The organism is Bacillus sp. MYb209, from assembly GCF_002975175.1.
Classification (GTDB): domain Bacteria; phylum Bacillota; class Bacilli; order Bacillales; family Bacillaceae_G; genus Bacillus_A.
This window is the reverse complement of record NZ_PCNZ01000002.1, coordinates 129,812-155,330: the sequence shown is the minus strand read 5'-3', so window position 1 is coordinate 155,330 and position 25,519 is coordinate 129,812. Positions and strand designations below refer to the sequence as shown.

Below are 25,519 nucleotides of genomic sequence, written 5' to 3'. Positions count from 1 at the left end.
AAAAAACACCTCGTCTATTGTAGTTTAGACGAGGTGTTTCACCTTTTATACAAATAAAAAATCACTCGTTTTTACACGAGTGATTTTTACGTTATTTTACGGAGATAATCTCTACTTGCATTTCTCCACCTGGTGTTTGGATTGCTACCTTCTCACCAATTTGCTTACCTAATAAGCTTTTTGCGATTGGAGAATCGTTAGAAATTCTTCCTTCAAATGGATCAGCTTCTGCGCTACCTACGATTATGTACGCTTCTTCGTCTCCACCTGGTAACTCTTTAAATGTTACTGTTTTACCTAATGTTACAACTGTAGACTCTTCACCATTGTCTTCAATGATAACCGCATTACGGATCATATTTTCAAGTTGTGTAATACGTCCTTCTACGAATGCTTGCTCATCTTTCGCTGCATCATACTCAGAGTTCTCAGAAAGATCTCCGAAGCTACGTGCGATCTTAATACGCTCTACAACTTCTTTACGTCTTACTGTTTTTAATTGTTCAACTTCGTTCTCTAGTTTTTGCTTACCCTCTTGCGTCATAGGGTATGTTTTTTCTGTTGCCATGTTTTCCACTCCTTTTATATACCAATCCTCCGAAAAAAAAGAGGAGTTCCATATGAAAACTCCTCCGCTTATATATAGCGGAGGTTTCTAGCACACGTGCACTAGTGGAGTTGTCACATACAACCCCTTATTCTCCAATTCTTCCTTATATAAAGAAGGTATGTATGGAAAGTTGATATAAATATGCCCTCACCTATTGGTAGGTGAGGTTTCATGTTTCATTGTATTCGATAAGAAGGGAAAAAATCCCTTCCTATCGTATATCTTTTACTATGCTATTACAAATTTACTTTTTGTTCAAGAATTGTTGCAATTTTTGTAACCATAATATCAATTGCAACATGATTTTGTCCACCTTCAGGGATAATAATATCCGCGAATTTCTTAGAAGGCTCAATAAATTGATTATGCATTGGTCGTACAACGTTTACGTATTGGTCAATAACTGAATCCATTGTACGACCGCGCTCTTCAATATCGCGCTGCATGCGGCGTAAAATACGAAGGTCTGCATCTGTATCAACGAATAACTTAATATCCATTAGCTCACAAAGACGTGGGTCTTCTAAAATAAGAATTCCTTCTAAAATAATTACATCTTTCGGCTCAACTGGAATAATTTTTTCTGAACGCGTATGCAATGTATAGTCATATATAGGCTTTTCCACTTGCTCATATGCAAGCAACTGCTGCAAATGGTCAATTAACAAATCATTATCAAACGCTAACGGATGATCATAATTCGTTTTTAAACGTTCTTCCATTGGTAAATGGCTTTGATCTTTGTAATAATAATCTTGCTCCAAGATTAAAATGGAATGACCTTTAAAATGGTCAAAAATCGCTTTCGTTACACTTGTTTTTCCTGATCCTGAACCACCAGCGATTCCAATTACAACAGGCTTATTCGTCCCCATTCGACTACCACTCTTTCTTATTGAAGTATGTTTTTGCGCATCATATTATTCACATACACTGGTTGATCCACTTTGAATTTCACGATTTGCAACGGATGTCTCGCTGCATCTAATTCGTTTCCATCCTCATCCCAAATTTTCTCCACCGTCTGCGTAAAGTTTTCTATTTCTGGTCCAAAGAACTCCACTTCATGTCCCGGTTTGAAGTGATTACGTTGCTCAAGCGTTACGATGCCCGTTTCTTCATTATAATCTAACACTAAACCAGCAAAATCATACGTTGTTTTCTTACTATGATTTCCAAACATTTGCTCTTGATGTCCTGGAACCCCTTCAAAGAATGCAGGAGCTGTATCACGATTTGCACATTTATCAAGCTCATCTAACCATTCTTGTTTAAACTCAAAGTTATCCGGATCCGCACAATACGCATCAATTACTTTACGATATACAGTTGCTACAGTCGCTACGTAATGGATAGATTTCATACGTCCTTCAACTTTTAAGCTGTCAATTCCAATTTCAATCATTTTCGGAATTGATAAGATTAAATTTAAATCTTTTGGGCTCATCGCAAAGTGAGCATCTTCTTCTTGGAATAGAGGAAGCTCTTTTGCATCTTTATGTTGTGATACCGTTTGAACTAAATCATAATCCCAGCGGCAAGATTGACAACAACCACCACGGTTAGAGTCACGCGCTGTCATATGGTTACTTAATGTACATCTCCCTGAATAGGCGATACACATTGCACCATGGACGAATGCTTCAATTTCAATATCAACTTTTTCTTTAATTTCTTTCATTTCTTCATAGCTTGCTTCACGAGCTAATACAAGACGATGTAAACCTTCTTCTTTCCAATACTGTGCTGCTTTCCAGTTGGATAGTGATTGTTGTGTACTTAAATGCACCTCAACAGAAGGCGCTACACGTTTACATGTCTCAATAATAAGCGGATCGGCAACGATAATTCCCGTTACGCCGGCTTTTTCAATCCCTTTTAAATATTCCTCTAGCCCATCCATATTTTCATTATGCGCAAAAATATTTGTTGTTACGTATATTTTTGCTCCATATTTCTTTGCAAATTCAACGCCTTCTGCCATGTCTTCCAGCGTAAAGTTACCTGCATTAGAACGAAGACCAAATTCTTGTCCACCTAAATATACAGCATCTGCCCCATAATGGATAGCTACTTTTAATTTTTCTAAGTTACCCGCAGGGATTAACAGTTCAGGTTTTTTCACAATAACGCGTTTGCCATCGATCACTCGTGAAATTTCTTGTACAGTCATTTCCTACACCCTCCTCGTTTAGTAAACCGTTTCTTTAAAGAAGAATCCTGTATCTAACGGACGATTTACCGGTTGTATTTCTTCTATCTCTTTAAATAAATCATCTTTCACGTCATAATACGCATCACGATCTTCTACACATAAATCAATCGCCTTACGATATTTCTTCGTTACCTCAATAATGTATTCAGAACTTTTTAGGACACCATCAATTTTTAAGCTATCGACTTCAGCATCGATTAGTTCCTCTAACTCATCGATGAAACAAATATCATTCGGACTCATAATGTGAGTACCATTTTCATCTTCATAAATTGGATATTTGTTATTACGTTCTGGGTCGTATAAGAACATATTCTCTTCATACTTTTTCTTTTCGATGTCGAGATTACGCCCTTGATACTCAAAGTAGTTTCCTACTAGTGAACGCTTCGATTGGAACATACAAGTCATACCGTGAACTTGTACTTCAAGTTCCACTTCAGCATTTTCTTTTAATTCAGCAATTTCATCTAAGCTAAGCTCACGAGCTAATACAGCGCGTTTCGCTCCTCTTTGCCCCCAATAGTTACAAGTAAACCAGTTTGTTGCTGTCGTTTCTGTATTCCAGTGCAGTTGCATATTTGGTGCAACTTCACGAACAGCCATTAATACCGCTGGATCTCCGAAAACAATCGCATCTACATTTACCTCATTTAAAAAGGCAACGTAGTCCGTTAATTCTTCCACTTTATCATTGTGGAACATCGCATTCATTGCAACGTATACTTTCACACCATTTTCATGTGCAATGTTTACAGCTCGTTTCACATCTTCACGTGAAAACTCTCCTGCCAAACGTAAACCAAACTTTTGTTCACCAACCATTACTGCATCTGCCCCTGCTTTCACAAGAGATTCAATATCCGCCACCGCTCTAGGCGTTACTAACAATTCAGGTTTCTTCATACTTTTGTCACCCTCTCTTTTTACTTACAGCCACTCCATCGCCAATTGGGAAAATCGTTGTATCATATCCTTCATGGTTCATAAGCCATTCATTGTACGTCTTAATACGACGAATCAAACCACGCGTACGTCTATTTTCAATTTTCTCTTTTGTCGTCACAAGACCATGGTACATAACGTTATCTGAAATAATAACCCCACCAGGATTTAATAACGGTTCGTATAAGTCAAAAAAGCGACGATACTGCCCTTTCGCTGCATCAATAAAAATAACATCAAATGTTCCATGTTCTTTCACTTGTTCGCCCGTTTCTAAAGCATCACCGTAAATAACAGAAATACGGTCTGTTACCGAGGAACATTCTATATATTCAAGTGCCTTTTCATATCGTTCACGATTGCGCTCTACTGTCACAATACGAGAGTTCGGAATAGCTTGCATCATACGAATACTAGAATAACCGATTGCTGTTCCAAGTTCTAAAATACTTTCCGGTCCAATTAAACGTAAAAATTGCAGCATAAATTCCATTCCAAGTCGATCCATAATCGGCACATAGTTTTCAGTTGCATACTCTTCCATTTCAAGAATTAATTTATCTTTTGGATCAATAAATGATAATAAGTACTCGTTAACTGCATCCTCCATAATTGGTCCTCCTTATTTACATGGAGAAGTGCCTCTATGACGCGTCAACCTTTGTCTTTTCACACATAGAATGCAATAAAAATACAAGCCAGTTTCACCCTTAGCTTGTACGTCCCGTTTTGATATTAAAAACGATTCTTCTGCCAGTTTTTAACCCGATATATTTTACCACAAAAAAGAGGGATGTGCGACCTTTTTCGCTATCCCTCCCCATTTCACTGTTTTTTCGTAATGTATTTTTGCTTTAATGCATTATGTTCTTCTAATGTTTTCGCATAATACACTTCACCACTTGGTGCAGCTAAGAAATAATAATAATCTGTTTGCGCAGGATCTAACGCTGCTTCCACTGAATGTTTACCAGAGTTTGCAATTGGTCCAACCGGCAACCCTTTCACAACATACGTATTGTACGGTGAGTTTACTTTCAAGTCTTCGTATAATACACGTTGTTTATGTTTTCCAAGCGCGTATAATACCGTCGGATCCGTTTGAAGCGGCATACCTTTCGCTAAACGATTATAGAAAACACTAGAAATTTTCTGGCGATCAGTAAAGCCAGTGGCCTCTTCTTCAATAAGTGAAGACAACGTGAGAAGTTGATGAACATCCCAGTTCTTCGCTTTCATTTTCGCCTCATTTTGAACAATAATTGCATTTGTTTTCTCAAGCATCGGGATTACAATTTCTTCTAATTTTGTATCCTTTTTATAGAAAGAATACGTTGCTGGATATAAGTATCCTTCTAGTGGATATTTAATGTTGCTATCAAAAATTTTATCCGTTAATAGCTTCGGATACTTTTGCTGCATTTTTTGAATAAATGCTTTATCGTTTAATTGACGCACAACATCATCTTTATTCCACTTTAATTCTGCCGCAATCACTTCAGCAATTTCAGTTACTTGCGCCCCTTCTTTAATCGTCACTTTATAAAGAGCCGGAAGATGTACGTTGCCAGATGACATTTGTTCAATGACATCGTTAGCACTCATCGAAGGATTTAATAAATATGTACCTGCTTGTAAGCTTTTTGACTTAAATTTCGTATAAAAACTAAAAACTGTACCGCTTTTCACAGCACCTTTTTCTTCTAAAATCTCACCGATTTTACTTGTAGATGACCCCTTTGGAATCTCTACCTCAATCTCTTTTTTATTTCCACTATCAACTGGCCCTAATGCAGATGAAATATACGCATAGACTGATCCACAAACTAAAAGCAGTGCGATAATCGAAATTAAAAAAATGCGTCTACGCTTCTTCTTCACTTGATTCTCTACCAAAATTCTTCCTCCTTATTCAATTGTAGACCATATACACTTCCTCTATACAATGCCCTACAAACATAAAGCAAAACCAATCATTTCTAAATAATTGGTGACAGCTACTCATTTAAAGCCTTTTTTCATACAACCCGTCTTATTATACTATAAACAATTAAGTAGTTTCGACAAAAAATCTGTCATTTTGCATATGAATACAAAAAAGGCGAACTGTGTACACAGTTCGCCTTTTTATCCATTACTATTCTTCTTCTTGCTCATCAGCAAGAGTGTTAAACATTTCTTGTACCATTTCCCACTCTTCTTCAGATTCAATTGAAAGTAATGTTCCGCCCTCTTCTTCACTTTGCTCGTATGCCATTGCATCGAAGATTTGGTCTCCATCTTCGTCTACTTCACCGATTGGAGAGAAGACTACGTAAGATTTTTTGCCGAATTTTTCAGCATCAAAAGTGAAAATAATTTCACATAAATGTTCGTTTCCTTTTTCGTCTACAATTGTAATTTGATTTTCTTCCATTTTGGTCACCTCTTATTTACTATCTAAAAATCCTTGTAAGATCACGACTGCAGCCATCTTATCGATTACCTGCTTTCGCTTCTTACGGCTTACATCAGCTGAAATGAGCAGACGTTCCGCCGCCATTGTCGACAAACGCTCGTCCCACATTACAACTTCTAATTGTAACAGATTTCGCAGGTTTTCTGCAAATTGCTGGCACGCTTCACCACGCGGGCCAATTGTACCATTCATATTTTTAGGTAAACCTACTACTATTTTGTCCACATTGTACTGTTTTACTAACTCAGAAATACGGTCAAAACCAAAGTGGCCTCGTTCTTCGTTAATCCTGATTGTTTCCAGCCCTTGTGCTGTCCAGCCCATTTCATCGCTCATTGCAGCACCGACTGTTTTTGTACCAACATCTAAACCTAATATCCGCATAAACTACTCCTCACGATGATGTTTCAAGTAAGACTTCACAAGCTCTTCGATTAACTCATCACGTTCAAGCTTACGAATGACGCTTCGTGCATCTTTATGGCGAGGTATGTATGCTGGGTCTCCACTTAATAAATAACCGACAATTTGGTTAATCGGATTATAGCCTTTTTCTTGAAGTGCATCATACACAGTTAAAAGTACATCATTTACATGGACACTCTGTTTTTCATCTTGAATGCTAAACTTCATTGTCTTATCAAAACCGTCCATTTCAAGCACCTCACTTGTAAGTAGTAAGTATAAGGAGAAGAACTTCTCCTCTCCCTACCATTGTACACTACTATCTCTTTATTTTGAAACAGATTTAACGTACTCTTGTACAAATGCTAAAGCTTCCTCTACTTGCGCTGGGTTTTTACCACCTGCTTGAGCCATGTCAGGACGGCCACCACCGCCGCCTCCACAACGAGAAGCTACTTCTTTCACAAGTTTACCTGCATGGTAACCTTGACTAATTAAATCTTTCGTTACGCCCGCTAAAATGTTTACCTTATCGTCATTTACAGACGCTAATACAACAACTGCAGACTCTAATTTATTTTTAAGGTCATCCATCATTGTACGTAAGTTGTTCATATCTGCAACATTTACTTTCGCCGCTAATACGTTCACGCCATCAACTGTCATTACTGAATCAGTTAAGTTTCCAGCTTCGATATTGCTTAATTTCGCAGCAAGAGATTCGTTTTCTTTTTGAAGTTGTTTTACTTCAGCAAATAAACCATCAACTCTTGTTAAAATATCTTTCGGATTTGTTTTCATTTTTCCTGCTGCTTCTTTTAATAAACCTACTTGATCGTTCATTAATTCGTATGCAGACTTACCAGTTACCGCCTCAATACGACGAGTTCCTGCACCGATACCAGACTCAGCAACGATTTTGAAAATACCGATAGAAGCTGTGTTATCAACGTGACAACCACCGCAAAGCTCTAAGCTGTAATCGCCTACTTGTACAACGCGTACAACATCACCGTATTTTTCACCGAATAATGCCATTGCGCCCATTTCTTTCGCTTCTTCGATTGCTTTTTGAGAAATCGCAACATCAATACTTTCCCAAATTTTTTCGTTTACGATACGCTCAATTTTTTCTAATTCGTCAGCTTGTACTTGACCGAAGTGAGAGAAGTCAAAACGTAAACGTTCAGATGTTACAAGAGAACCCGCTTGGTTAACATGCGTTCCAAGTACATCTTTTAATGCTTGGTGCAGTAAGTGAGTTGCTGTATGGTTTTTCACAACACTACTACGGTTTTTCGTATCGATAAGAGCTTTTACAGCCGCTTCTTTCGTTAACGTACCTTCTTCAACAACAACTTTGTGTAAGTTTTGACCATTTGGTGCTTTTTGTACGTCTTTTACAACAACTTTCACGCCGTCAGCAAGAAGATAACCACGGTCTGCAATTTGCCCACCGCTCTCAGCGTAGAATGGCGTTACATCAAGCATTAATTGTCCTTCTTCACCTGCTTGTAAGCTATCTGTGTACTCACCATTTTTTACAAGTGCAACAACGTTACTTTCTGTTGCAACTGTACCGTAACCAACGAATTCGCTCGCTACTTTAACTTCACCAAGTACACCGCCTTGAACTTGCATAGAATCAACGTCTTGACGAGCAGCACGTGCACGCTCACGTTGTTTCTCCATTTCATTCTCAAAGCCCGCTTGATCAACTGTCATACCAGCTTCTTCCGCATATTCTTCTGTTAATTCAATTGGGAAACCGTACGTGTCGTATAGACGGAACGCATCTACGCCAGAAATAACAGTTGTTTTTTCTTCTTTCGCTTTTGCAATTACTTCAGCTAAAATTGATTCACCATCATGAAGTGTTTCATGGAAACGCTCTTCTTCATTCTTCACAACTTTTGCGATGAAATCTTTCTTTTCAAGTACTTCTGGATAGAAGTCTTTCATTACTTCTCCAACAACCGGTACTAATTCAAACATGAATGGACGGTTGATGTTTAATTTCTTAGAATAACGAACAGCACGGCGTAATAAACGACGTAACACATAACCACGGCCTTCGTTAGAAGGAAGTGCTCCATCACCAACCGCAAATGTTACTGTACGAATGTGGTCAGCAATTACTTTAAATGCCATATCTTTTTCTAAGTCACCGTTACGATACTTTTCACCAGAAATTGATTCTGTCACGCCAATCATCGGCATGAATAGGTCTGTGTCAAAGTTCGTAGGTACATCTTGAACGATAGATGTCATACGCTCTAGACCCATCCCTGTATCGATGTTTTTCTTAGGAAGCGGCGTATATGAACCGTCTGGATTATGGTTAAATTGAGAGAATACAAGGTTCCATACTTCTAAGTAACGCTCGTTTTCTCCGCCCGGATATAATTCTGGGTCACTAAAGTCATTACCGTAAGCTTCACCGCGGTCATAGAAAATTTCTGTATTCGGTCCACTTGGTCCTTCACCGATATCCCAGAAGTTTTCTTCTAAACGGATGATGCGTTCTTTTGGAACACCCATTTTCTCATTCCAAATTGCGAATGCTTCTTCATCTTCCGGATGAATTGTAACAGACAGTAATTCTTTATCGAATCCGATCCATTTGTCGCTCGTTAGAAATTCCCAAGCCCAAGTAATTGCTTCTTCTTTGAAGTAATCACCGATTGAGAAGTTCCCTAACATTTCAAAGAATGTATGGTGACGAGCCGTTTTCCCAACGTTTTCAATATCGTTTGTACGAATTGATTTTTGTGCATTTGTAATACGTGGATTTTGTGGGATTACACGACCATCAAAATATTTCTTTAATGTCGCTACACCACTATTAATCCATAGAAGAGATGGATCCTCATGAGGAACTAGTGATGCACTTGGTTCTACTGCATGTCCTTTTTCTTGGAAAAAGTCTAAAAACATTTGACGAATTTGTGCGCCTGTTAGTTGTTTCATTGTATTTTCCTCCTTAAATATAAAAAACTCCCGCCCCTAATAAAAGGGACGAGAGTTAACTCGCGATACCACCCTAATTATGAATTGATTATTATAACAATCAATTCATCACCTCATGGTGCCGTAACGTGGCAAGACGGCAGTGATTAGCTGCTCTCAGGATTAGCTTTCTGTTACCCTTCATTTAAAGCTTCTTTCAGCCAGGTGGAAGCTTCTCTCTATAAATGGACTGTAACATACTTGTTCCGTCATTGATTTAATGTATTATATGACTAAATATAATAGAATTCTCTTAAGTTTGTCAATGTAGATAATCATTTATATTGTATCAATTACTTATTAATCATAGTTATTCTACTATTCATTCTTAACAGCCTTTCAATATATTATGCGTTTATTACTAAATAGGAATCTCCTCATAAAAAACACTTTATAAAAATTTCTGAATATTACATTTTTTATCATAATTAAATTATTAATAATAAAGGAGCGATTACAATGACAACCTTATTAAATAAAACTAAAAACATATTAACGGCTGACGAAACTATATTGTTTTACGCAGCATGTTCATTAGATATATTTATATATCCCGCATTAACGAGCAGTAAGACTCCCACCTCAAAATCCAGTCAATACGAGGAAGTTAGGTGGGAGATCAACTGCTCGTAAAAGCCCGATTGGTTCAACTAATAATCAGTGGGGGATGGCCCTCCCCACTGATTAAAGTTTCACTTTATCATCCCGTCTCAAGACCAGGACTGTTAATCTTAACAAACAAAAGGCTCTTCTTTTATGGACCAGATGTTAGCAAGAATCTAATATTTGAAGAGTACTCTTTCGCAAAAATTTCTAATCTAAAAGAACAGAAGCGTCTTTTCAGTAATCAAATTGTATTTATGTATGATACTGAATGGAAAAGAATAAAACATATTCAAACAAATGATGTGAGCGGGATTGTTCAGCAAATAAAAGAACAACTCTCTAAATAACCATATTATTAGCCCTCTATCTCTATAGATAGAGGGCTTTCACATTAAATATCTTCTCTTTTCCAAAGAGGCCTCACATGAACGACCACTGTACGAATAACTGCTAAAATTGGAACCGATATTAGCAATCCTACAATCCCGGCTATCTCTCCTCCAACTAGTAATGCAAGCATAATAATAACGGGATGCATACGAAGCGACTTACCAACGATGTAAGGCGATAAAATGTTACTTTCCAAAAATTGTAAAATAACAATCGTAATCCCCGCCTTAATGAGTAAACTCGTTGATACCGTTGCCGCAATCATCAACGTCGGAATCGCCCCTAAAATAGGACCAAAGTACGGGATTATATCCGTTACCCCAATAATAATGCCGAGTAATAACGGATATTTCATACCGATAAACCAAAAAGAAAGAACAGATACCCCCCCTAATACTAAGCAAACAAATAACTGTCCTCGAATATAACTTCCGAGTGACTTATCAATTTCTTTCGCAAGCATTTGACCCGTACTACGCCACTTACTCGGAACTAGTTTCCAAAAAACATGATAAAACTCACCGTAATCTTTTAATATGTAAAATACAATGAACGGAATTAAGAAAATAATGAGCAATGAATCCAGTACACCACGGGCTGTGCTCATAACTTTATTTAAAAGCGTTTGTATCTTCATTTCTACACCAACGAAAATTTGCTTTACCTTTTCATGAATAAATGATGGGAAATTCGCTGTTTGTTCTGTAACTCCATCCATCCAAGAATCGTACATTTTTGTAAACTGCGGAAATTGTTCATTAATTTCTTGTAACTGTTTAATAACAACTGGCGTTCCTTTATAAATTCCATAGCCAATTCCGCCAAAGAAAAGAATATAAATGAGCAAAATAGCAAGTGTGCGTGGCATTCCTTCCTTATGAATTTTTTCAATTAAAGGGTGCAATAAATAAGCAATAAAACAAGCAATAAGAAACGGTGTGATCGCCACTTTAAATACAAAAATAATCGGTGCCCATAGTGGCTTAATTTTTAAAAAGACAAGCAAACAAAGAAAAACGAGTAACAATAACCCTAAACGATATATCCAAATGATTTTAAGATTCTTCACACGAAAAACCTCCTCCACCTTTATTTTGAAAATAAATAGGTTAGGTTATGTGCAAAAGTTTTAAAATCTTTTTATACAGACCATACTGTTTTTTAAAGACGTACATATATTTAACATAATAAGGACAACCACCCCTGAAAATACAAAATGTCAAAATATAATCTGGAGGGCTCATAATGGTCTTATTTATGCTTGCATTATCCGCACTTTTTATGCTTCTTGAATGGCTTTGTATCGGGTTTGGTATTTGGAAAGGCTTCTTTATTCGTTCCTCACGAAAAGAAAGAGCGAAGCACTTATGGCATTATGGAATGCTTGGCGTTGGATGTTACGGTTTATCTTATCTCTTCTCTGAAATCGGACTTTTATATTTGCATACAAGCGCATAAAAAAACTCCCTTACCATGAAGGGAGTTTTTTCCGCCTTATAAATAAGACTTAATCATCTTACGTGCTTTTTTCACATTGCGTTTTGAGAATACATCTTGTTTGCGAGCATATTGATATGCTGCAGCTCCAACACCTAATGCGATTAATGAATTGCGTAGATTCAAAGTAAATCCCCCTTTTCGTTATCCGATCGTTCTTTCATTATCATCAAATAAATCATCAAGAGAGCTTAATGAACCATCTTCCTCTACTTGATGTGTATGGATTTTCCCCTTTGAAACCGATAATTCGATATAACAATTCCAGCAATAAAATTGGTTGACACCTATTTTTCCGATGTCTTTCCCTTTGCAATTTGGACAACTGAACATATGGCTTTCATCTCCTTACAGTCTCCCAGATTCTATTCGCCATTATGTCCAAACTGCATTCATTTATACATCGCTAGAGCCTTTCAACGTTATACGTTTGAAAGTTTCACTATATAATTTCACCTTGTTACATGAAATCATACGGTGAAATGTTTTCCACGTCCATTTCTTCACCATTAACCGTCACCATCTGCACTTCTCCTTGTGATTCTTGCAATCGACCAGCTAAAGTCGTTTGACGCATTGCATCATCAAGGCGATTTACACCGGATTGAAAAGCTGCTTCCTCCCCGCAAATAATAAGGAATTTCTTACTCCTTGTAATACCCGTGTAAATTAAATTACGACGTAACATACGGTAGTAGCTCTTTACAATCGGCATAATAACAATCGAAAATTCACTACCTTGTGATTTATGAATCGAACAGCAATATGCATGTGTAATTTGATTTAAATCTGGCTTTGTATACGTTACTTCAATCCCATCAAATGAAACGATAATCATATCTTGTTGCTCAACGTTTTCTTTCGCATAAAACACCGAAACGATTTCTCCGATATCACCATTAAACACTTGGCTCTCTGGCTGATTAACGAGTTGCAGTACTTTATCACCTCTGCGGTATACAACATCACCGTAAGCAATTTCTTTACTCTTTTCTTTTTTCGGATTAAACACTTCTTGCAATGCTTCATTCAGCACATTAATACCGGCAGGCCCACGGTACATCGGCGCTAATACTTGTACATCTCTTGCACTAAATCCTTTTGTCTTGGCATTTTCACATACTTTTTTTACAACTTCAACAATTTGAGCTCCTGTACAAGAAATAAAGGAACGATCCTTTTTATTTTCGGCTAAATCTGGCGGAAGCGCACCATCTTTTATCGCATGGGCAAGTTGAATAACAGATGACCCTTCCGCTTGACGATAAATTTCTGTAAGCTTGACCGTTGGAACCGCGCCTGCATTCAATAAGTCTTTTAACACTTGTCCAGGTCCTACAGATGGCAACTGATCTTCATCACCTACAACGATAACTTGAATATTTGTCGGAAGTGACTTGAATAGCTGATTTGCAAGCCAAATGTCAACCATTGAAAACTCATCAATAATGAGTAACTTTCCTTGTACTGGATCGGTTTCATTACGCTGAAAAGACCCTTCTGGCGTCCAACCGAGCAGACGATGAATTGTGCACGCCGGAAGCCCCGTCGATTCACTCATTCGCTTCGCTGCTCTTCCAGTTGGAGCCGTTAATAAAATCGGAAATGGATTATCATCACTATATTCATTTGGATTTAATGATACTCCGTGAAGTGATGCATACATTTCAACAATCCCTTTAATAACTGTTGTTTTCCCCGTTCCTGGTCCACCTGTTAATAACATCATCGGCTTATGAAGTGCAGTTCGAACTGCTTCTTGCTGAAGCGGCGCATACTGCACTTTCAACTGTTCTTCAATTTCCCCTAATGTCTTTAACACTTCCGCTTCAGGGAATGAAGGAGTTTCTTCTTGATTCATAAGACGACGAATTGACTTTACAACGCCTTTCTCAGAATAGAATAAAGAAGCTAAATACACTCGCTCTTCTTCTATAATGACTTTCCCTTCACCTTGCATCATTTCAACGCAGCCTACAATATCTTCCTCAGTCACTCTGCCTTCTTGATTATTTAAAAGTGACATTGTTTCTCTCACAAGTTGTCCTTTTTCCATATACACGTGACCCAATTGTAATGAAACGTTCTCTAATGTATAAAAACATCCCGCACGTACACGGTCGTCGTGATTGCCCGTTATTCCTATTGCACGCCCTATATCATCTGCTCTTCCAAATCCAATTCCGTCCACTTCTTCAATAAGCTTATATGGATTATTACGAATCACTTCTAATGTCATCTCTTTATATTGCTGATAAATTTTAATAGAAAGTTTTGTTCCAAAACCGTAGCCATTTAAAAAACTCATCACTTTCTCTAGCCCTTGATGCTCAATAATCGTCTCATATATTTCCTGCGCTTTTTGCTTGTTTACAACACCATTTAACGCATCGGGATCATCCATAATTTTAGAAATCGCATGCTCACCGAGATGATCAACGATTTTTTCGGCTGTACGCTTTCCAATCCCTTTAAATAAATCGCTCGCTAAATATTGCACCATACCTGCTTTTGTTTGTGGTAATTCTTTTTTAAACGTTTCCACTAAATATTGTTTCCCATACTTTGGGTGGTCTTTAAAATGACCTGTTAATGTAAACACTTCATCTTCATGCATACGGGGAAAATGGCCGTTTATCATTACTTTTTTTTCGTCGTATGTTTCATTCGTTTCAATGACTTTCATACTGACAACGGAATAGAGGTTTTCTTCGTTGTGGAAAATGGTATGAAGAACTTGCGCTTTTATAAATTTTTTTTCTTCCTCAAACAAATCCATTGCATGTTGATTTCCCATATTTCCTCTCCTTTCCGAGTTCTTTTCACTTTAATGAGCAGTACATCCCCCACCTCTTTCATACTCTTTAGATGAGGGGTAACTGCGCATTAAACTATAATTTCACTTTATTCAGCTTCTTGCTCTAATAAACGAACACCATTACCAGCTAAAAAGTGGTCTGGACTTATTTCAGTCGCTTTCTTAAATAAAGTAAGAGCTTTCTCGTTATTTTCCTCGAATACGTACGCAACACCTAAATTATAATACGCATCTGCATGCTCTTCATCCATTTCTAATACCTTTTCAAAATAAGGTTTTGCCTCTTGAATATGTTCTAGTCGTGCGAAGCAAAGTCCGCATTGGAAAACAGCTTCTACATCGTCTTCATCTAATTCCGTCGCTCTTTGTAAAAATGGAAGTGCAAGACGATCATTTCCAAGTTGCACATGTGTGATACCTAACATAAATGTTACGTCAGCTGATTGTAATCCCGCTTGCATCGCTTGTTCAAATACAGCCTTCGCCTCTGCAAATTGCTCTTGACCGTAATATACGTTTCCTAAACCATAATAAGCAGCCGCAGATTTATCATCTAATTCTACTGCACGTTTATAAAATAAAATTGCTCGCTCACTATCACCTAATACATCTAATAAATTCGCAAAGTTAATGTATCCAAGCGCTTCTTTCGGATTTTCTTCGATTGCTTCTGTGAAATTTTTAGCTGCTTCTTCCCAGTTTCCTTCTTGCATATATTTAATACCTGTTTCAAGTTTGTTTGACATATCCTTCACCTCTACAACAAATTATAACAAAGAATGTATTTTCCAAGCGAACGAAAATTTTCTTTATGTAAAAGAAACCTCTAACCGCTAATCGGCAGAGGCTTCTCGTGTTATCCTAAATAATCTAATTTCTTACCACTATGATATACTTCATCAATTGTAGCGCCGCCTAAGCACTCATCTCCATCATAGAAAACAACTGCTTGGCCTGGCGTAATCGCACGAATTGGCTCATCACAAAGAATACGAACTGTATTTCCATCAACGATTTGAACCGTTACTTTATTGTCTGCTTGACGATAACGGAATTTCGCTGTACACGTAAATTCTTTTTCCTTCGCTTTATTACTTACCCAGCCTACATTCGTAGCAATAACTTCATCACCATATAGAAGTTCGTTATGGAATCCTTGGTCAACATATAAAATGTTTTCTTTCAAGTTTTTTCCAACAGCAAACCATGGATCACCATTACCACCAATACCAAGACCATGACGTTGTCCAATTGTATAGTACATTAAACCATCATGTTTCCCTTTCACTTCACCAGATAATGTTTGCATCACACCTGGTTGCGCTGGTAAATAGTTACTTAAGAAATCTTTAAAGTTACGCTCACCGATGAAGCAAATACCAGTACTATCTTTCTTCGCCGCTGTCGCTAAACCAGCTTCTGTCGCCATCTCGCGAATTTGTGGTTTCTTTAATTCACCTAATGGGAACATTGTTTTTGATAATTGCTCTTGGCTTAATTGATTTAAGAAATATGTTTGATCTTTATTGTCATCAACGCCGCGAAGCATTTTATATTCGCCGTCCATATAAGCAACGCGTGCATAATGACCTGTTGCTACATAATCAGCACCAAGTGCAATTGCATGCTCTAAAAATGCTTTAAATTTAATTTCTTTGTTACACATTACATCTGGGTTTGGTGTACGACCAGCTCGGTACTCATCTAAAAAGTACGTAAATACTTTATCCCAGTATTGTTTTTCAAAGTTTACTGCATAATACGGAATGCCGATTTGGTTACACACTTCAATTACATCATTATAATCTTCTGTTGCTGTGCAGACACCATTCTCATCTGTATCATCCCAGTTTTTCATAAAAATTCCGATTACATCATAACCCTGCTCTTTTAATAAAAGAGCTGCTACAGATGAATCGACGCCACCGGACATCCCGATGACAACGCGTGTTTCGTGAGGTAGTTTGTTCATCATGTCACCTCCCATGCTAATTTTGTGTTAATCGCTTCACGATTTTCACTGTTTCGTACGCCGCTTTTTCAATTTGCTCTTTCGTATTTCCAAGTCCAAAACTAAAGCGTACGGATGAACGTATTTGATCGGAGTCTTTTCCGAACATCGCCACTAATACATGTGATGGATCAATCGAACCAGCTGTACAAGCAGAACCACTTGATACTGCAATACCAGCTAAGTCTAAGTTTACAAGAAACGGTTCAATATTCATTCCTGTAAAACTTATATTCAACACATGGGGTAAGCGATATTCCAAGTTTCCGTTTACCTCGAAAGTAATGTCTTCATTTTTGAAGACAGATACCATTATATCTTTAAACTCTTCATATTGGGCATTTTTTTGCTCACGAGTTTGTTCCGCTAGCAAGATTGCTTGCTGAAGTCCGGCAATACTAGGTACATTTTCAGTACCAGCACGACGTTTTCTTTCTTGCTCTCCGCCTATTAATAACGGTTCAAACTTCACATTTGCACCAGCATATAGGAACCCGACACCTTTTGGTCCGTTAATTTTGTGAGCTGAAATTGATAATAAATCAATTCCAAATTCTTTCACATCAATCGATAATAAACCGTAGGCTTGTACAGCATCTGTGTGGAAATAAGTTTGATGCGCTTTTAGCAAATTTCCTATTTCCGCAATTGGTTGCATTGTCCCTACTTCATTATTCCCGAACATAATAGATACAAGAATCGTCTCTTCCCTTAGTGCCTTTTGTATGTGAGAAACTTGAACACGCCCTGTTTCATCAACAGGTAAATACGTCACTTCAAATCCTTCACGCGCTAACAATTCACACGTATGCAAAATCGCATGATGTTCAATTTGCGTTGTAATAATGTGGTTACCTTTATGACGATTCGCGCGCGCTACACCTATAAGTGCTAAATTATCAGCTTCTGTACCACCGCTCGTGAATATAATTTCATTTGGACTCGCGTGAATGCTACGTGCACACACACGTCTCGCCTCATCTACCGCATGGCGCGTTTGACGCCCATAAAAGTGAATACTAGACGGGTTTCCAAATGTTTCTGTCATATATGGAATCATCTTTTCGACCACTTCTGGGTGAGTCGGAGATGTCGCAGCATGATCTAAGTAAATGCGTTCCATTAAATCTCCTTCTTTCCAAATCGTTTCACAAGGAATTAAATGTAAAACATATAGCCCCCGTGATTTTCTTCCTCATAACGTACTAAATCTTCTAAAGTTGTACTATCTAATACTTCTTGCACCGCATCACGAACACGCATCCATAATTGGCGTTGTGCTGGTTCTTCTTCTTCTATCATTTCTACAACACTAATTGGACCCTCTAGTACACGGATTACATCTCCAGCTGTAATGTTGACTGGCTGATCAGATAATACATATCCGCCATATGCACCACGCGTACTCTTTACAAGACGAGCGTTACGAAGTGGTGAAATTAATTGCTCTAAATAATGCTCAGATAGGTCATGTGCCTGCGCAATTGATTTTAATGAAATTGGGCCTTCACCAAATTTTTTTGCAAGGTCGATCATAATTGTTAAGCCGTAGCGGCCTTTCGTTGAAATCTTCATCTATTTGCACCTCATTTCAAATTTTCACTTCTATTGGTTATATCTTATTTATAAAAGAACACAATTTAAAATCCTATGAAATTATAGCATAATATAGTATTATAAGAAATTTCAACTTGTGTATCAAAATGATAACATAAAATCACATTGAAAAACTCGGAAATTATTACAATTGAAAGAAAAATGAAAATATTCATATTCATTTTTCCCACAAAACAGCATCCTATTTCAAATTTCATCAAAAAAAATGATACGATAGAATGAGATTATACATTAAGGGAGAGGGTCAAATGAAACAACCACTCGCACATCGAATGCGCCCTACAAATATTCAAGAAATTATCGGACAACAGCATTTAGTTGGTGAAGGCAAGATTTTATGGCGAATGGTCCAAGCAAATCATTTTCAATCAATGATTTTGTATGGTCCTCCAGGCACAGGAAAAACATCAATCGCTAGCGCAATTGCAGGAAGTACTGGAACCCCGTTTCGCCTCTTAAACGCTGTTACTCATAATAAAAAAGATATGGAAGTTGTCGTACAAGAAGCGAAGATGCATCGACACCTCGTTTTAATTTTGGATGAAGTTCATAGGCTAGATAAAGCGAAGCAAGACTTTCTATTACCCCATTTAGAAAGCGGACTTCTTACTTTAATTGGTGCAACGACAAGCAATCCATTCCATGCTATTAATTCTGCTATTCGAAGTCGTTGTCAAATCTTCGAATTACACGCATTAACAGAAGATGATATTTTAATTGGCTTAAAACGAGCGCTTGAAGATAAAGAAAAAGGGCTTGGGGAATATGATGTAACTGTTACGGCTGAAGCATTACATCACTTTGCAAATGCATCAGGCGGTGATATGCGCTCAGCTTATAATGCACTTGAACTAGCTGTTTTATCTAGCTTTACAACTGACGACAAAGCCGCGGAAATTACACTTGAAATTGCTGAAGAATGTTTACAGAAAAAGAGTTTCGTTCACGACAAAGGTGGCGATGCTCACTATGACGTTTTATCTGCTTTTCAAAAATCAGTACGTGGAAGTGATGTGAACGCCGCACTTCATTATTTAGCACGTCTTATTGAAGCAGGTGACTTACAAAGCATCGGTAGACGTCTGCTTATTATGGCATATGAAGATATCGGACTTGCTAGCCCACAAGCTGGACAACGTACACTTGCAGCAATTGAATCAGCTGAACGAGTCGGCTTCCCAGAGGCACGCATACCACTTGCAAATGCTGTTATTGAACTTTGTCTATCACCGAAATCAAATTCGGCCTATAAAGCACTCGATGCCGCACTACACGATTTACGTAATGGTCAAACAGGCGATATTCCAAGTCATTTAAAAGATAGTCACTATAAAGGAGCCGAATCGTTAGGAAGAGGCATCGGATACTTATATCCACACGATCATCCAAACGGGTGGGTACAACAACAATACTTACCTGATAAAATTAAAAACAAGCAATATTATAAACCGAAAACGACAGGAAAATTTGAACAAGCACTTTCTACTGTTTATGAAAGATTACAAAGTTCGCATAAAACGAAGAATAAAGGGTAATATAAGCGAAAACGTCACCATTACGGAGGCTTCGCTTATGAAAACACGTCAAGATGCATGGACAAAAGAAGACGATCTCCTTTTAGCAGAAACTGTTTTACGACATATTCGCAGAGGAAGTACACAAATAAAAGCATTCGATGAAGTTGGTGATACATTAAACCGAACTTCAGCAGCTTGTGGCTTTAGATGGAATGCTGAAGTAAGACCATATTATGAAGATGCGGTACAAATTGCAAAAAAACAGCGTAAAGAATTAAAGCGTTCGGAAGCTAAAATAGAAAAAGAGCAGTTCGCACAAACTCGGCAACTCGTAATCGATGCCGAGTTTTCAGAAGATATTGCCCCAAATAAACAAGATCTTACAATGCAAAATGTCATCTCATTTTTGCAAAACTTGGAGCACAATAACCCTTCACTCGCAAAGTTACAAACTGAAAATGACGTATTACAAGATCAGCTCACTTCCCTGAAAAAAACGAATAATGAACTTGAAGCAAAATTAGCTGTTCTCACAAAAAAACAACAAGCAATCGAAGAAGATTATGCAATGCTTGTTAGAATTATGGATCGTGCTCGAAAACTTGTTTCGGTCGAAGAACAAGAAGAGCAAATTGCTCCGATTTTCAAAACCGATCAAAATGGAAATTTAGATATTATATATTCTGCAGAAAATTAAAAAACAGGGATGTCACTTGTTCGCCTAAGTGACATCCCTGTTTTTTAATTCGGCGAACAATGCATAGATAAATGAAATTATATCGACGATTTTTCGAATATATCTATCGCAATTCGAAATATATCAACGATTCGACAAGAAATATCGCTTTACCGACAAAAATTCACAATAATAACACTCACGTTAATAGGAGGAAACTCCTGAAATGAATTGGATATTTTTTACTTAAATATTACTATAAACATATACGTTTGAAGGGAGACGGTTGCTATTTCATTAATAGTCTTCAAAATAACACTCGGTGTTCTCGTCCTAACGTTAGGTCTTTTCACCATTCACAGTTTAAAAAAGACGTCTGCCTATAAATCAGACAAATACGATCATTACTTACTAGCTTTACTTACGTTCGAACTAGTAGTATTACAAATATCCATATTTCTTTAAAACATACAAAAAGCATATATCCTAAACGATATATGCTTCCCTTTTATTCTTGCCCTACACGCTTCACTTCTACGTTTTTAATACGTTCACGTACAACGTGACTCGCCATAATTAAGCCCGCCACAGATGGTACGAACGCATTTGAAGAAGGTGGTAATTTCGCTTTACGAATTTTTGCATTTTCGTCTGGTACGATTTCTTTACGTACTTCCTCACGAATTACGATTGGGTTTTCGTCAGAGAAGACAACTTTTACACCTTTTTTAATACCATCTTTACGAAGCTTCGTACGAATTACTTTCGCAATTGGATCTGTATGTGTTTTAGAAATGTCCGCAATACGGAAACGAGTTGGGTCCATTTTATTTGCCGCACCCATACATGAGATAATTTTGATTTTACGACGTAAACATTGTTTAATTAAATGAATTTTGAACGTAATCGTATCGGATGCATCCACTACGAAATCTAAACCGTGTTTAAAGAACTCTTCATATGTTTCATCTGTATAAAACATCTCTAGTCCAATTACTTCACACTCTGGATTAATGTCTGCAATACGCTCTTTCATTAATTCTACTTTTGAACGTCCTACAGTAGATACTAACGCGTGAATTTGACGGTTTACGTTTGTAATATCTACAACATCTTTGTCAACTAATACAAGACGTCCTACGCCAGAACGTGCTAACGCTTCTGCCGAAAATGACCCTACTCCGCCAATCCCTAAAATACCGACTGTACTATTTTTTAATATTTCAAGGCCTTCTTTTCCAAAGGCTAATTCATTACGTGAAAATTGATGTAACATTCAGCTCTACACTCCTATTACAAAAATGGTCTACCATGTATTCTAGCGTTTTTCCGACTATTTGTATAGAAAAAGTTATAGAATTCCTAAAAATACATATTCAAAGAGAAAAAATAAAACATAAGACCACTAGCTGAACCAGACTTTTTTAACTTCCTCTTCAATATACGTTTAAAAAGGAGGATTCAGAGGACCGAGCAGATCGAGGCACTTATGCTAGGAGGAGCACAGTGTAGGCGTACTACTCGAGCACCGGACTAGCATACGTAACGATGAAATGCGAAGGTTATCTAAACCGGACTTTTTAAACAACCTTTCAAAAAAAAGTCTAGATGGGGTTAGTATAACCATCTAGACTCTATTCTTACTTCTCTTCTTTCAAGCTCAATTTTAAGCTTAGCTCTTCAAGCTGAGCTTCTGCAACTGGGCTTGGCGCTTCTGTTAATAAGCAGCTTGCGCTTGCTGTTTTCGGGAATGCAATTGTATCACGAAGGTTCGTACGACCTGCAAGTAACATAACAAGACGGTCTAAACCTAATGCGATTCCGCCGTGTGGTGGTGTACCGTATTCGAATGCTTCTAATAAGAATCCGAATTGTTCTTGTGCTTCTTCTTGTGAGAATCCAAGTGCTTTGAACATTTTTTCTTGTACGTCACGCTCGTAAATACGAAGTGATCCACCACCAAGCTCATAACCGTTTAATACAAGGTCATATGCTTGTGCACGTGCTTTTTCTGGTGCTGTTTCTAATAGTTCAACATCTTCACGGAATGGCATTGTGAACGGATGGTGAGCTGCGAAGTAACGATCTGCATCTTCATCGTACTCAAGAAGTGGCCAATCAGTTACCCATAGGAAATTAAATTTACTTTCGTCAATTAGCTCAAGTTCTTTACCTAGACGTAAACGAAGTGCACCTAAGCTATCTGCAACAACGCTCTTCTTATCTGCTACGAATAGTAATAAGTCACCAGCATCCGCTTCTAATGTACTCATTAACACGTTTGCATCTTCTTCCCCGAAGAATTTCGCAATCGGTCCTTTTAAGCCGTCTTCTTCAACTTTAAGCCAAGCTAGACCTTTTGCACCGTATACTTTTGCGAATTCAGTTAATGCGTCGATGTCTTTACGAGAATATTTGCTCGCTGCACCTTTTGCGTTAATCGCTTTTACTTGTCCGCCGTTTTCTACAGCACTTGTAAATACTTTAAATCCACAACCTACTGCAAATTCAGATAGGTCTTTTAGTTCCATTTCAAAGCGTGTATCTGGCTTATCAGAACCAAAGCGAGCCATTGCATCAGCATATTTCATACGAGGGAATGGTACACTAACTTCTACACCTTTTGCATCCTTCATGACTTTCGTCATCATGCGCTCCATCATTTCTAAAATTTCATCTTGTGTTAAGAATGATGCCTCGATATCGATTTGCGTGAATTCCGGTTGACGGTCCGCACGTAAATCTTCGTCACGGAAACAACGTGCTACTTGATAGTAACGCTCAAATCCACCGACCATAAGAAGCTGTTTAAATAGCTGCGGAGATTGAGGTAATGCATAAAATTCACCATCATGCACACGACTTGGTACTAAATAGTCGCGAGCTCCTTCTGGTGTGCTCTTCGTTAAAATTGGTGTTTCAACTTCTAAGAACTCTTCTGTATCTAAGAAGTTACGAATTGTTTTCGTTACGTCATGACGCATTTTGAATGTGTTGAACATTACAGGACGACGTAAGTCTAAGTAACGATATTTTAAACGCACATCTTCTGATGCATCTGTATCATCAGCAATAATGATTGGCGTTGTTTTCGCTGCATTTAATACGTTTACTTTCGTTGCTTGTACTTCAATACGACCAGTTGCCATATTGTCATTAATTGCGCCTTCACCACGTTCAACAACTGTACCTTCTACGTGTAATACATATTCGCTACGAATCATTTCTGCTACTTCTAACGCTTCTTTTGATGTTTCTGGGTTAAATACAACTTGTACGATACCTGTACGGTCACGTAAGTCGATAAAGATTAATCCACCTAAATCACGGCGTTTTTGTACCCAACCTTTTAATTGAACTGTTTGTCCAACCGCTTCTACTGTTACTTTCCCACATGCATGTGTTCTTTCAGCCACTTTAAGTTCCCCCTATATTAATTTCTCTGCTACATATGAAGCAAATACATCTAACGCTACTTCTTCTTGTCCGCCTGTTTCCATATCTTTCAAGTTAATGATGCCTTTATCTAGCTCATCTTCCCCTAATACAGCTACGTATTTCGCATTTAAACGATCTGCTGATTTAAATTGTGCTTTCATTTTGCGATCTAAATAATCTTTTTCAACTGATAATCCAGCTTTACGAAGATCGAACGCAACTTTTGCAGCACGGTCTTTCGCTTTTTCACCAAGTGCTACAACGTAACAATCAATACTATGTTCAATTGGTAACTCAATATTTTCAGCCTTCAGCGCCATAATTAAACGCTCAATACTCATCGCAAAACCAATACCTGGCATTTCCGGTCCACCGATTTCTTGTACAAGTCCGTTATAACGGCCACCGCCACTTAATGTTGTGATAGCACCGAAACCTTCTGCCTCACTCATAATTTCAAAAACAGTGTGTTGGTAGTAGTCTAAACCACGTACTAAATTCGGATCTTTTTCAAATGGAACATCCATCATCGTTAGTAGTTCTTGTACTTTGTCGTAGTATACTGCTGAATCTTCGTTTAAGTATTCTGTAATAGATGGTGCTGTGCTCATTAATTCATGATTACGGTCCTTCTTACAGTCTAAAATACGAAGAGGGTTCTTTTCTAAACGAGATTGGCAATCAGCACAGAACTCTCCGATGCGCGGCTCAAAGTGAGCAATTAACGCATCACGGTGTGCTTGACGACTCGCTGCATCACCTAAGCTATTTAATACAACTTTAATATTTTTTAAGCCCATGCCGCGATAAAACTCTACAGCAAGTGCAATTACTTCTGCATCAATTGCTGGATCGTTACTACCAATTGCTTCAATACCGAATTGTACGAATTGACGATAGCGACCTGCTTGTGGTCTTTCGTAACGGAACATTTGACCGATATAGTATAATTTCGTTGGTTGTGTTGCATCACCGAACATTTTGTTTTCAACGTAAGAACGTACAACAGGTGCAGTACCTTCTGGACGTAATGTTAAACTACGCTCTCCACGGTCTTGGAATGAATACATTTCTTTTTGTACGATATCTGTCGTATCACCAACACCACGTAAAAATAGCTCTGTATGTTCAAAAATTGGTGTGCGAATTTCTTTATAATTGTAACGACGGCAAATTTCGCGCGCTTGCCCTTCGATATACTGCCATAACTCTACATTACCTGGAAGAATATCTTGCGTTCCGCGTGGGATTTGAATAGACATATTCAGTTCCTCCTCAAATTGTTTTAATCTTAATAAAAATAAAAA

Annotated in this window: 24 protein-coding genes, 1 pseudogene and 1 other annotated feature; of the genes and pseudogenes, 4 read left to right on the top strand and 21 right to left on the bottom strand. The window is 37.8% G+C overall.

The genetic code is table 11. From position 1 onward, the window contains the following. Positions 1 to 91: 91 nt before the first annotated feature. The 10 genes from greA to alaS form a co-directional block, all read right to left on the bottom strand. Positions 92 to 568, bottom strand: coding sequence for a transcription elongation factor GreA (gene greA, locus CQZ94_RS04340; RefSeq protein ID WP_105584419.1), 477 nt, complete (start codon positions 566 to 568; stop codon positions 92 to 94). A gap of 278 nt (positions 569 to 846) precedes the next feature. Beyond that, positions 847 to 1,485, bottom strand: a complete 639-nt coding sequence (udk, locus tag CQZ94_RS04335) for a uridine kinase (RefSeq protein WP_105584418.1) — start codon at positions 1,483 to 1,485, stop codon at positions 847 to 849. A gap of 17 nt (positions 1,486 to 1,502) precedes the next feature. Then, positions 1,503 to 2,783: a peptidase U32 family protein gene (locus tag CQZ94_RS04330; RefSeq protein ID WP_002111968.1), complete on the bottom strand. Its 1,281-nt coding sequence runs from the start codon at positions 2,781 to 2,783 to the stop codon at positions 1,503 to 1,505. 18 nt (positions 2,784 to 2,801) lie between these two features. Beyond that, entirely contained in the window at positions 2,802 to 3,731 is a 930-nt protein-coding gene (locus tag CQZ94_RS04325) for a peptidase U32 family protein (RefSeq protein WP_105584417.1), read from the bottom strand. A 7-nt stretch (positions 3,732 to 3,738) separates the two neighbouring features. After that, entirely contained in the window at positions 3,739 to 4,380 is a 642-nt protein-coding gene (locus CQZ94_RS04320) for an O-methyltransferase (protein WP_105584416.1), read from the bottom strand. Between the two features lie 215 nt (positions 4,381 to 4,595). Further along, positions 4,596 to 5,666, bottom strand: coding sequence for an endolytic transglycosylase MltG (mltG, locus tag CQZ94_RS04315; RefSeq protein WP_105584415.1), 1,071 nt, complete (start codon positions 5,664 to 5,666; stop codon positions 4,596 to 4,598). A gap of 241 nt (positions 5,667 to 5,907) precedes the next feature. After that, entirely contained in the window at positions 5,908 to 6,186 is a 279-nt protein-coding gene (locus CQZ94_RS04310; protein WP_002034112.1) for a DUF1292 domain-containing protein, read from the bottom strand. Positions 6,187 to 6,198: 12 nt separating this feature from the next. Beyond that, positions 6,199 to 6,612, bottom strand: a complete 414-nt coding sequence (ruvX, locus tag CQZ94_RS04305) for a Holliday junction resolvase RuvX (RefSeq protein ID WP_105584414.1) — start codon at positions 6,610 to 6,612, stop codon at positions 6,199 to 6,201. A 3-nt stretch (positions 6,613 to 6,615) separates the two neighbouring features. Beyond that, on the bottom strand, positions 6,616 to 6,882 hold the full coding sequence (locus CQZ94_RS04300; RefSeq protein ID WP_105584413.1) for an IreB family regulatory phosphoprotein: 267 nt from the start codon (positions 6,880 to 6,882) through the stop codon (positions 6,616 to 6,618). A gap of 78 nt (positions 6,883 to 6,960) precedes the next feature. Beyond that, a complete protein-coding gene (alaS, locus tag CQZ94_RS04295; RefSeq protein ID WP_105584412.1) occupies positions 6,961 to 9,603 on the bottom strand; it encodes an alanine--tRNA ligase in 2,643 nt (880 codons plus the stop codon). A gap of 41 nt (positions 9,604 to 9,644) precedes the next feature. Continuing rightward, positions 9,645 to 9,864, bottom strand: a binding site (T-box leader). Between the two features lie 237 nt (positions 9,865 to 10,101). Between alaS and CQZ94_RS32335 the strand changes: the two are divergent. Beyond that, a pseudogene (locus CQZ94_RS32335) lies at positions 10,102 to 10,595 on the top strand (PH domain-containing protein). Positions 10,596 to 10,639: 44 nt separating this feature from the next. On the opposite strand, the gene CQZ94_RS04285 reads toward CQZ94_RS32335, so the two are convergent. Then, positions 10,640 to 11,707: an AI-2E family transporter gene (locus tag CQZ94_RS04285; RefSeq protein ID WP_105584411.1), complete on the bottom strand. Its 1,068-nt coding sequence runs from the start codon at positions 11,705 to 11,707 to the stop codon at positions 10,640 to 10,642. A gap of 176 nt (positions 11,708 to 11,883) precedes the next feature. Between CQZ94_RS04285 and CQZ94_RS04280 the strand changes: the two genes are divergently transcribed. Further along, complete coding sequence (locus tag CQZ94_RS04280) at positions 11,884 to 12,096, top strand: hypothetical protein (protein ID WP_105584410.1); 213 nt, start codon at positions 11,884 to 11,886, stop codon at positions 12,094 to 12,096. Positions 12,097 to 12,132: 36 nt separating this feature from the next. Here CQZ94_RS04280 and CQZ94_RS04275 read toward each other — a convergent pair whose 3' ends face one another. From CQZ94_RS04275 to cymR, 7 genes are all read right to left on the bottom strand, one after another. Continuing rightward, positions 12,133 to 12,261 carry a YrzQ family protein gene (locus CQZ94_RS04275; protein WP_002015286.1) on the bottom strand — a complete coding sequence of 43 codons (129 nt, stop codon included), beginning with the start codon at positions 12,259 to 12,261 and terminating at the stop codon, positions 12,133 to 12,135. Between the two features lie 18 nt (positions 12,262 to 12,279). Beyond that, positions 12,280 to 12,468, bottom strand: a complete 189-nt coding sequence (locus CQZ94_RS04270; protein ID WP_002015288.1) for a hypothetical protein — start codon at positions 12,466 to 12,468, stop codon at positions 12,280 to 12,282. A gap of 127 nt (positions 12,469 to 12,595) precedes the next feature. Continuing rightward, positions 12,596 to 14,932, bottom strand: a complete 2,337-nt coding sequence (gene recD2, locus CQZ94_RS04265; RefSeq protein WP_105584409.1) for an SF1B family DNA helicase RecD2 — start codon at positions 14,930 to 14,932, stop codon at positions 12,596 to 12,598. A gap of 107 nt (positions 14,933 to 15,039) precedes the next feature. After that, positions 15,040 to 15,699 carry a tetratricopeptide repeat protein gene (locus CQZ94_RS04260; RefSeq protein ID WP_105584408.1) on the bottom strand — a complete coding sequence of 220 codons (660 nt, stop codon included), beginning with the start codon at positions 15,697 to 15,699 and terminating at the stop codon, positions 15,040 to 15,042. Positions 15,700 to 15,809: 110 nt separating this feature from the next. Then, positions 15,810 to 16,925, bottom strand: coding sequence for a tRNA 2-thiouridine(34) synthase MnmA (mnmA, locus tag CQZ94_RS04255; protein WP_105584407.1), 1,116 nt, complete (start codon positions 16,923 to 16,925; stop codon positions 15,810 to 15,812). Between the two features lie 16 nt (positions 16,926 to 16,941). Beyond that, the gene (locus tag CQZ94_RS04250; protein ID WP_105584406.1) at positions 16,942 to 18,087 is read right to left on the bottom strand and encodes a cysteine desulfurase family protein; all 1,146 of its coding nucleotides are present in this window, start codon (positions 18,085 to 18,087) and stop codon (positions 16,942 to 16,944) included. Between the two features lie 35 nt (positions 18,088 to 18,122). Next, entirely contained in the window at positions 18,123 to 18,539 is a 417-nt protein-coding gene (gene cymR, locus CQZ94_RS04245; RefSeq protein ID WP_000704117.1) for a cysteine metabolism transcriptional regulator CymR, read from the bottom strand. 290 nt (positions 18,540 to 18,829) lie between these two features. Here cymR and CQZ94_RS04240 point away from each other — a divergent pair, with 290 nt between their 5' ends. Together CQZ94_RS04240 and CQZ94_RS04235 are read left to right on the top strand one after the other, a co-directional pair. Further along, positions 18,830 to 20,116 carry a replication-associated recombination protein A gene (locus tag CQZ94_RS04240; protein ID WP_105584405.1) on the top strand — a complete coding sequence of 429 codons (1,287 nt, stop codon included), beginning with the start codon at positions 18,830 to 18,832 and terminating at the stop codon, positions 20,114 to 20,116. 37 nt (positions 20,117 to 20,153) lie between these two features. After that, positions 20,154 to 20,795 carry an RsfA family transcriptional regulator gene (locus tag CQZ94_RS04235; RefSeq protein ID WP_105584404.1) on the top strand — a complete coding sequence of 214 codons (642 nt, stop codon included), beginning with the start codon at positions 20,154 to 20,156 and terminating at the stop codon, positions 20,793 to 20,795. 487 nt (positions 20,796 to 21,282) lie between these two features. Here CQZ94_RS04235 and CQZ94_RS04220 read toward each other — a convergent pair whose 3' ends face one another. The 3 genes from CQZ94_RS04220 to hisS all read right to left on the bottom strand — a co-directional run bounded on the left by CQZ94_RS04220 (position 21,283) and on the right by hisS (position 25,474). Continuing rightward, positions 21,283 to 22,050, bottom strand: coding sequence for a tRNA threonylcarbamoyladenosine dehydratase (locus CQZ94_RS04220; RefSeq protein ID WP_000903181.1), 768 nt, complete (start codon positions 22,048 to 22,050; stop codon positions 21,283 to 21,285). Positions 22,051 to 22,414: 364 nt separating this feature from the next. After that, positions 22,415 to 24,190 (bottom strand): aspartate--tRNA ligase, encoded by a 1,776-nt coding sequence (gene aspS / locus CQZ94_RS04215; RefSeq protein ID WP_105584403.1) that lies wholly within the window; start codon positions 24,188 to 24,190, stop codon positions 22,415 to 22,417. A 12-nt stretch (positions 24,191 to 24,202) separates the two neighbouring features. Further along, positions 24,203 to 25,474, bottom strand: a complete 1,272-nt coding sequence (gene hisS / locus CQZ94_RS04210; protein ID WP_105584756.1) for a histidine--tRNA ligase — start codon at positions 25,472 to 25,474, stop codon at positions 24,203 to 24,205. Positions 25,475 to 25,519: the final 45 nt, after the last annotated feature.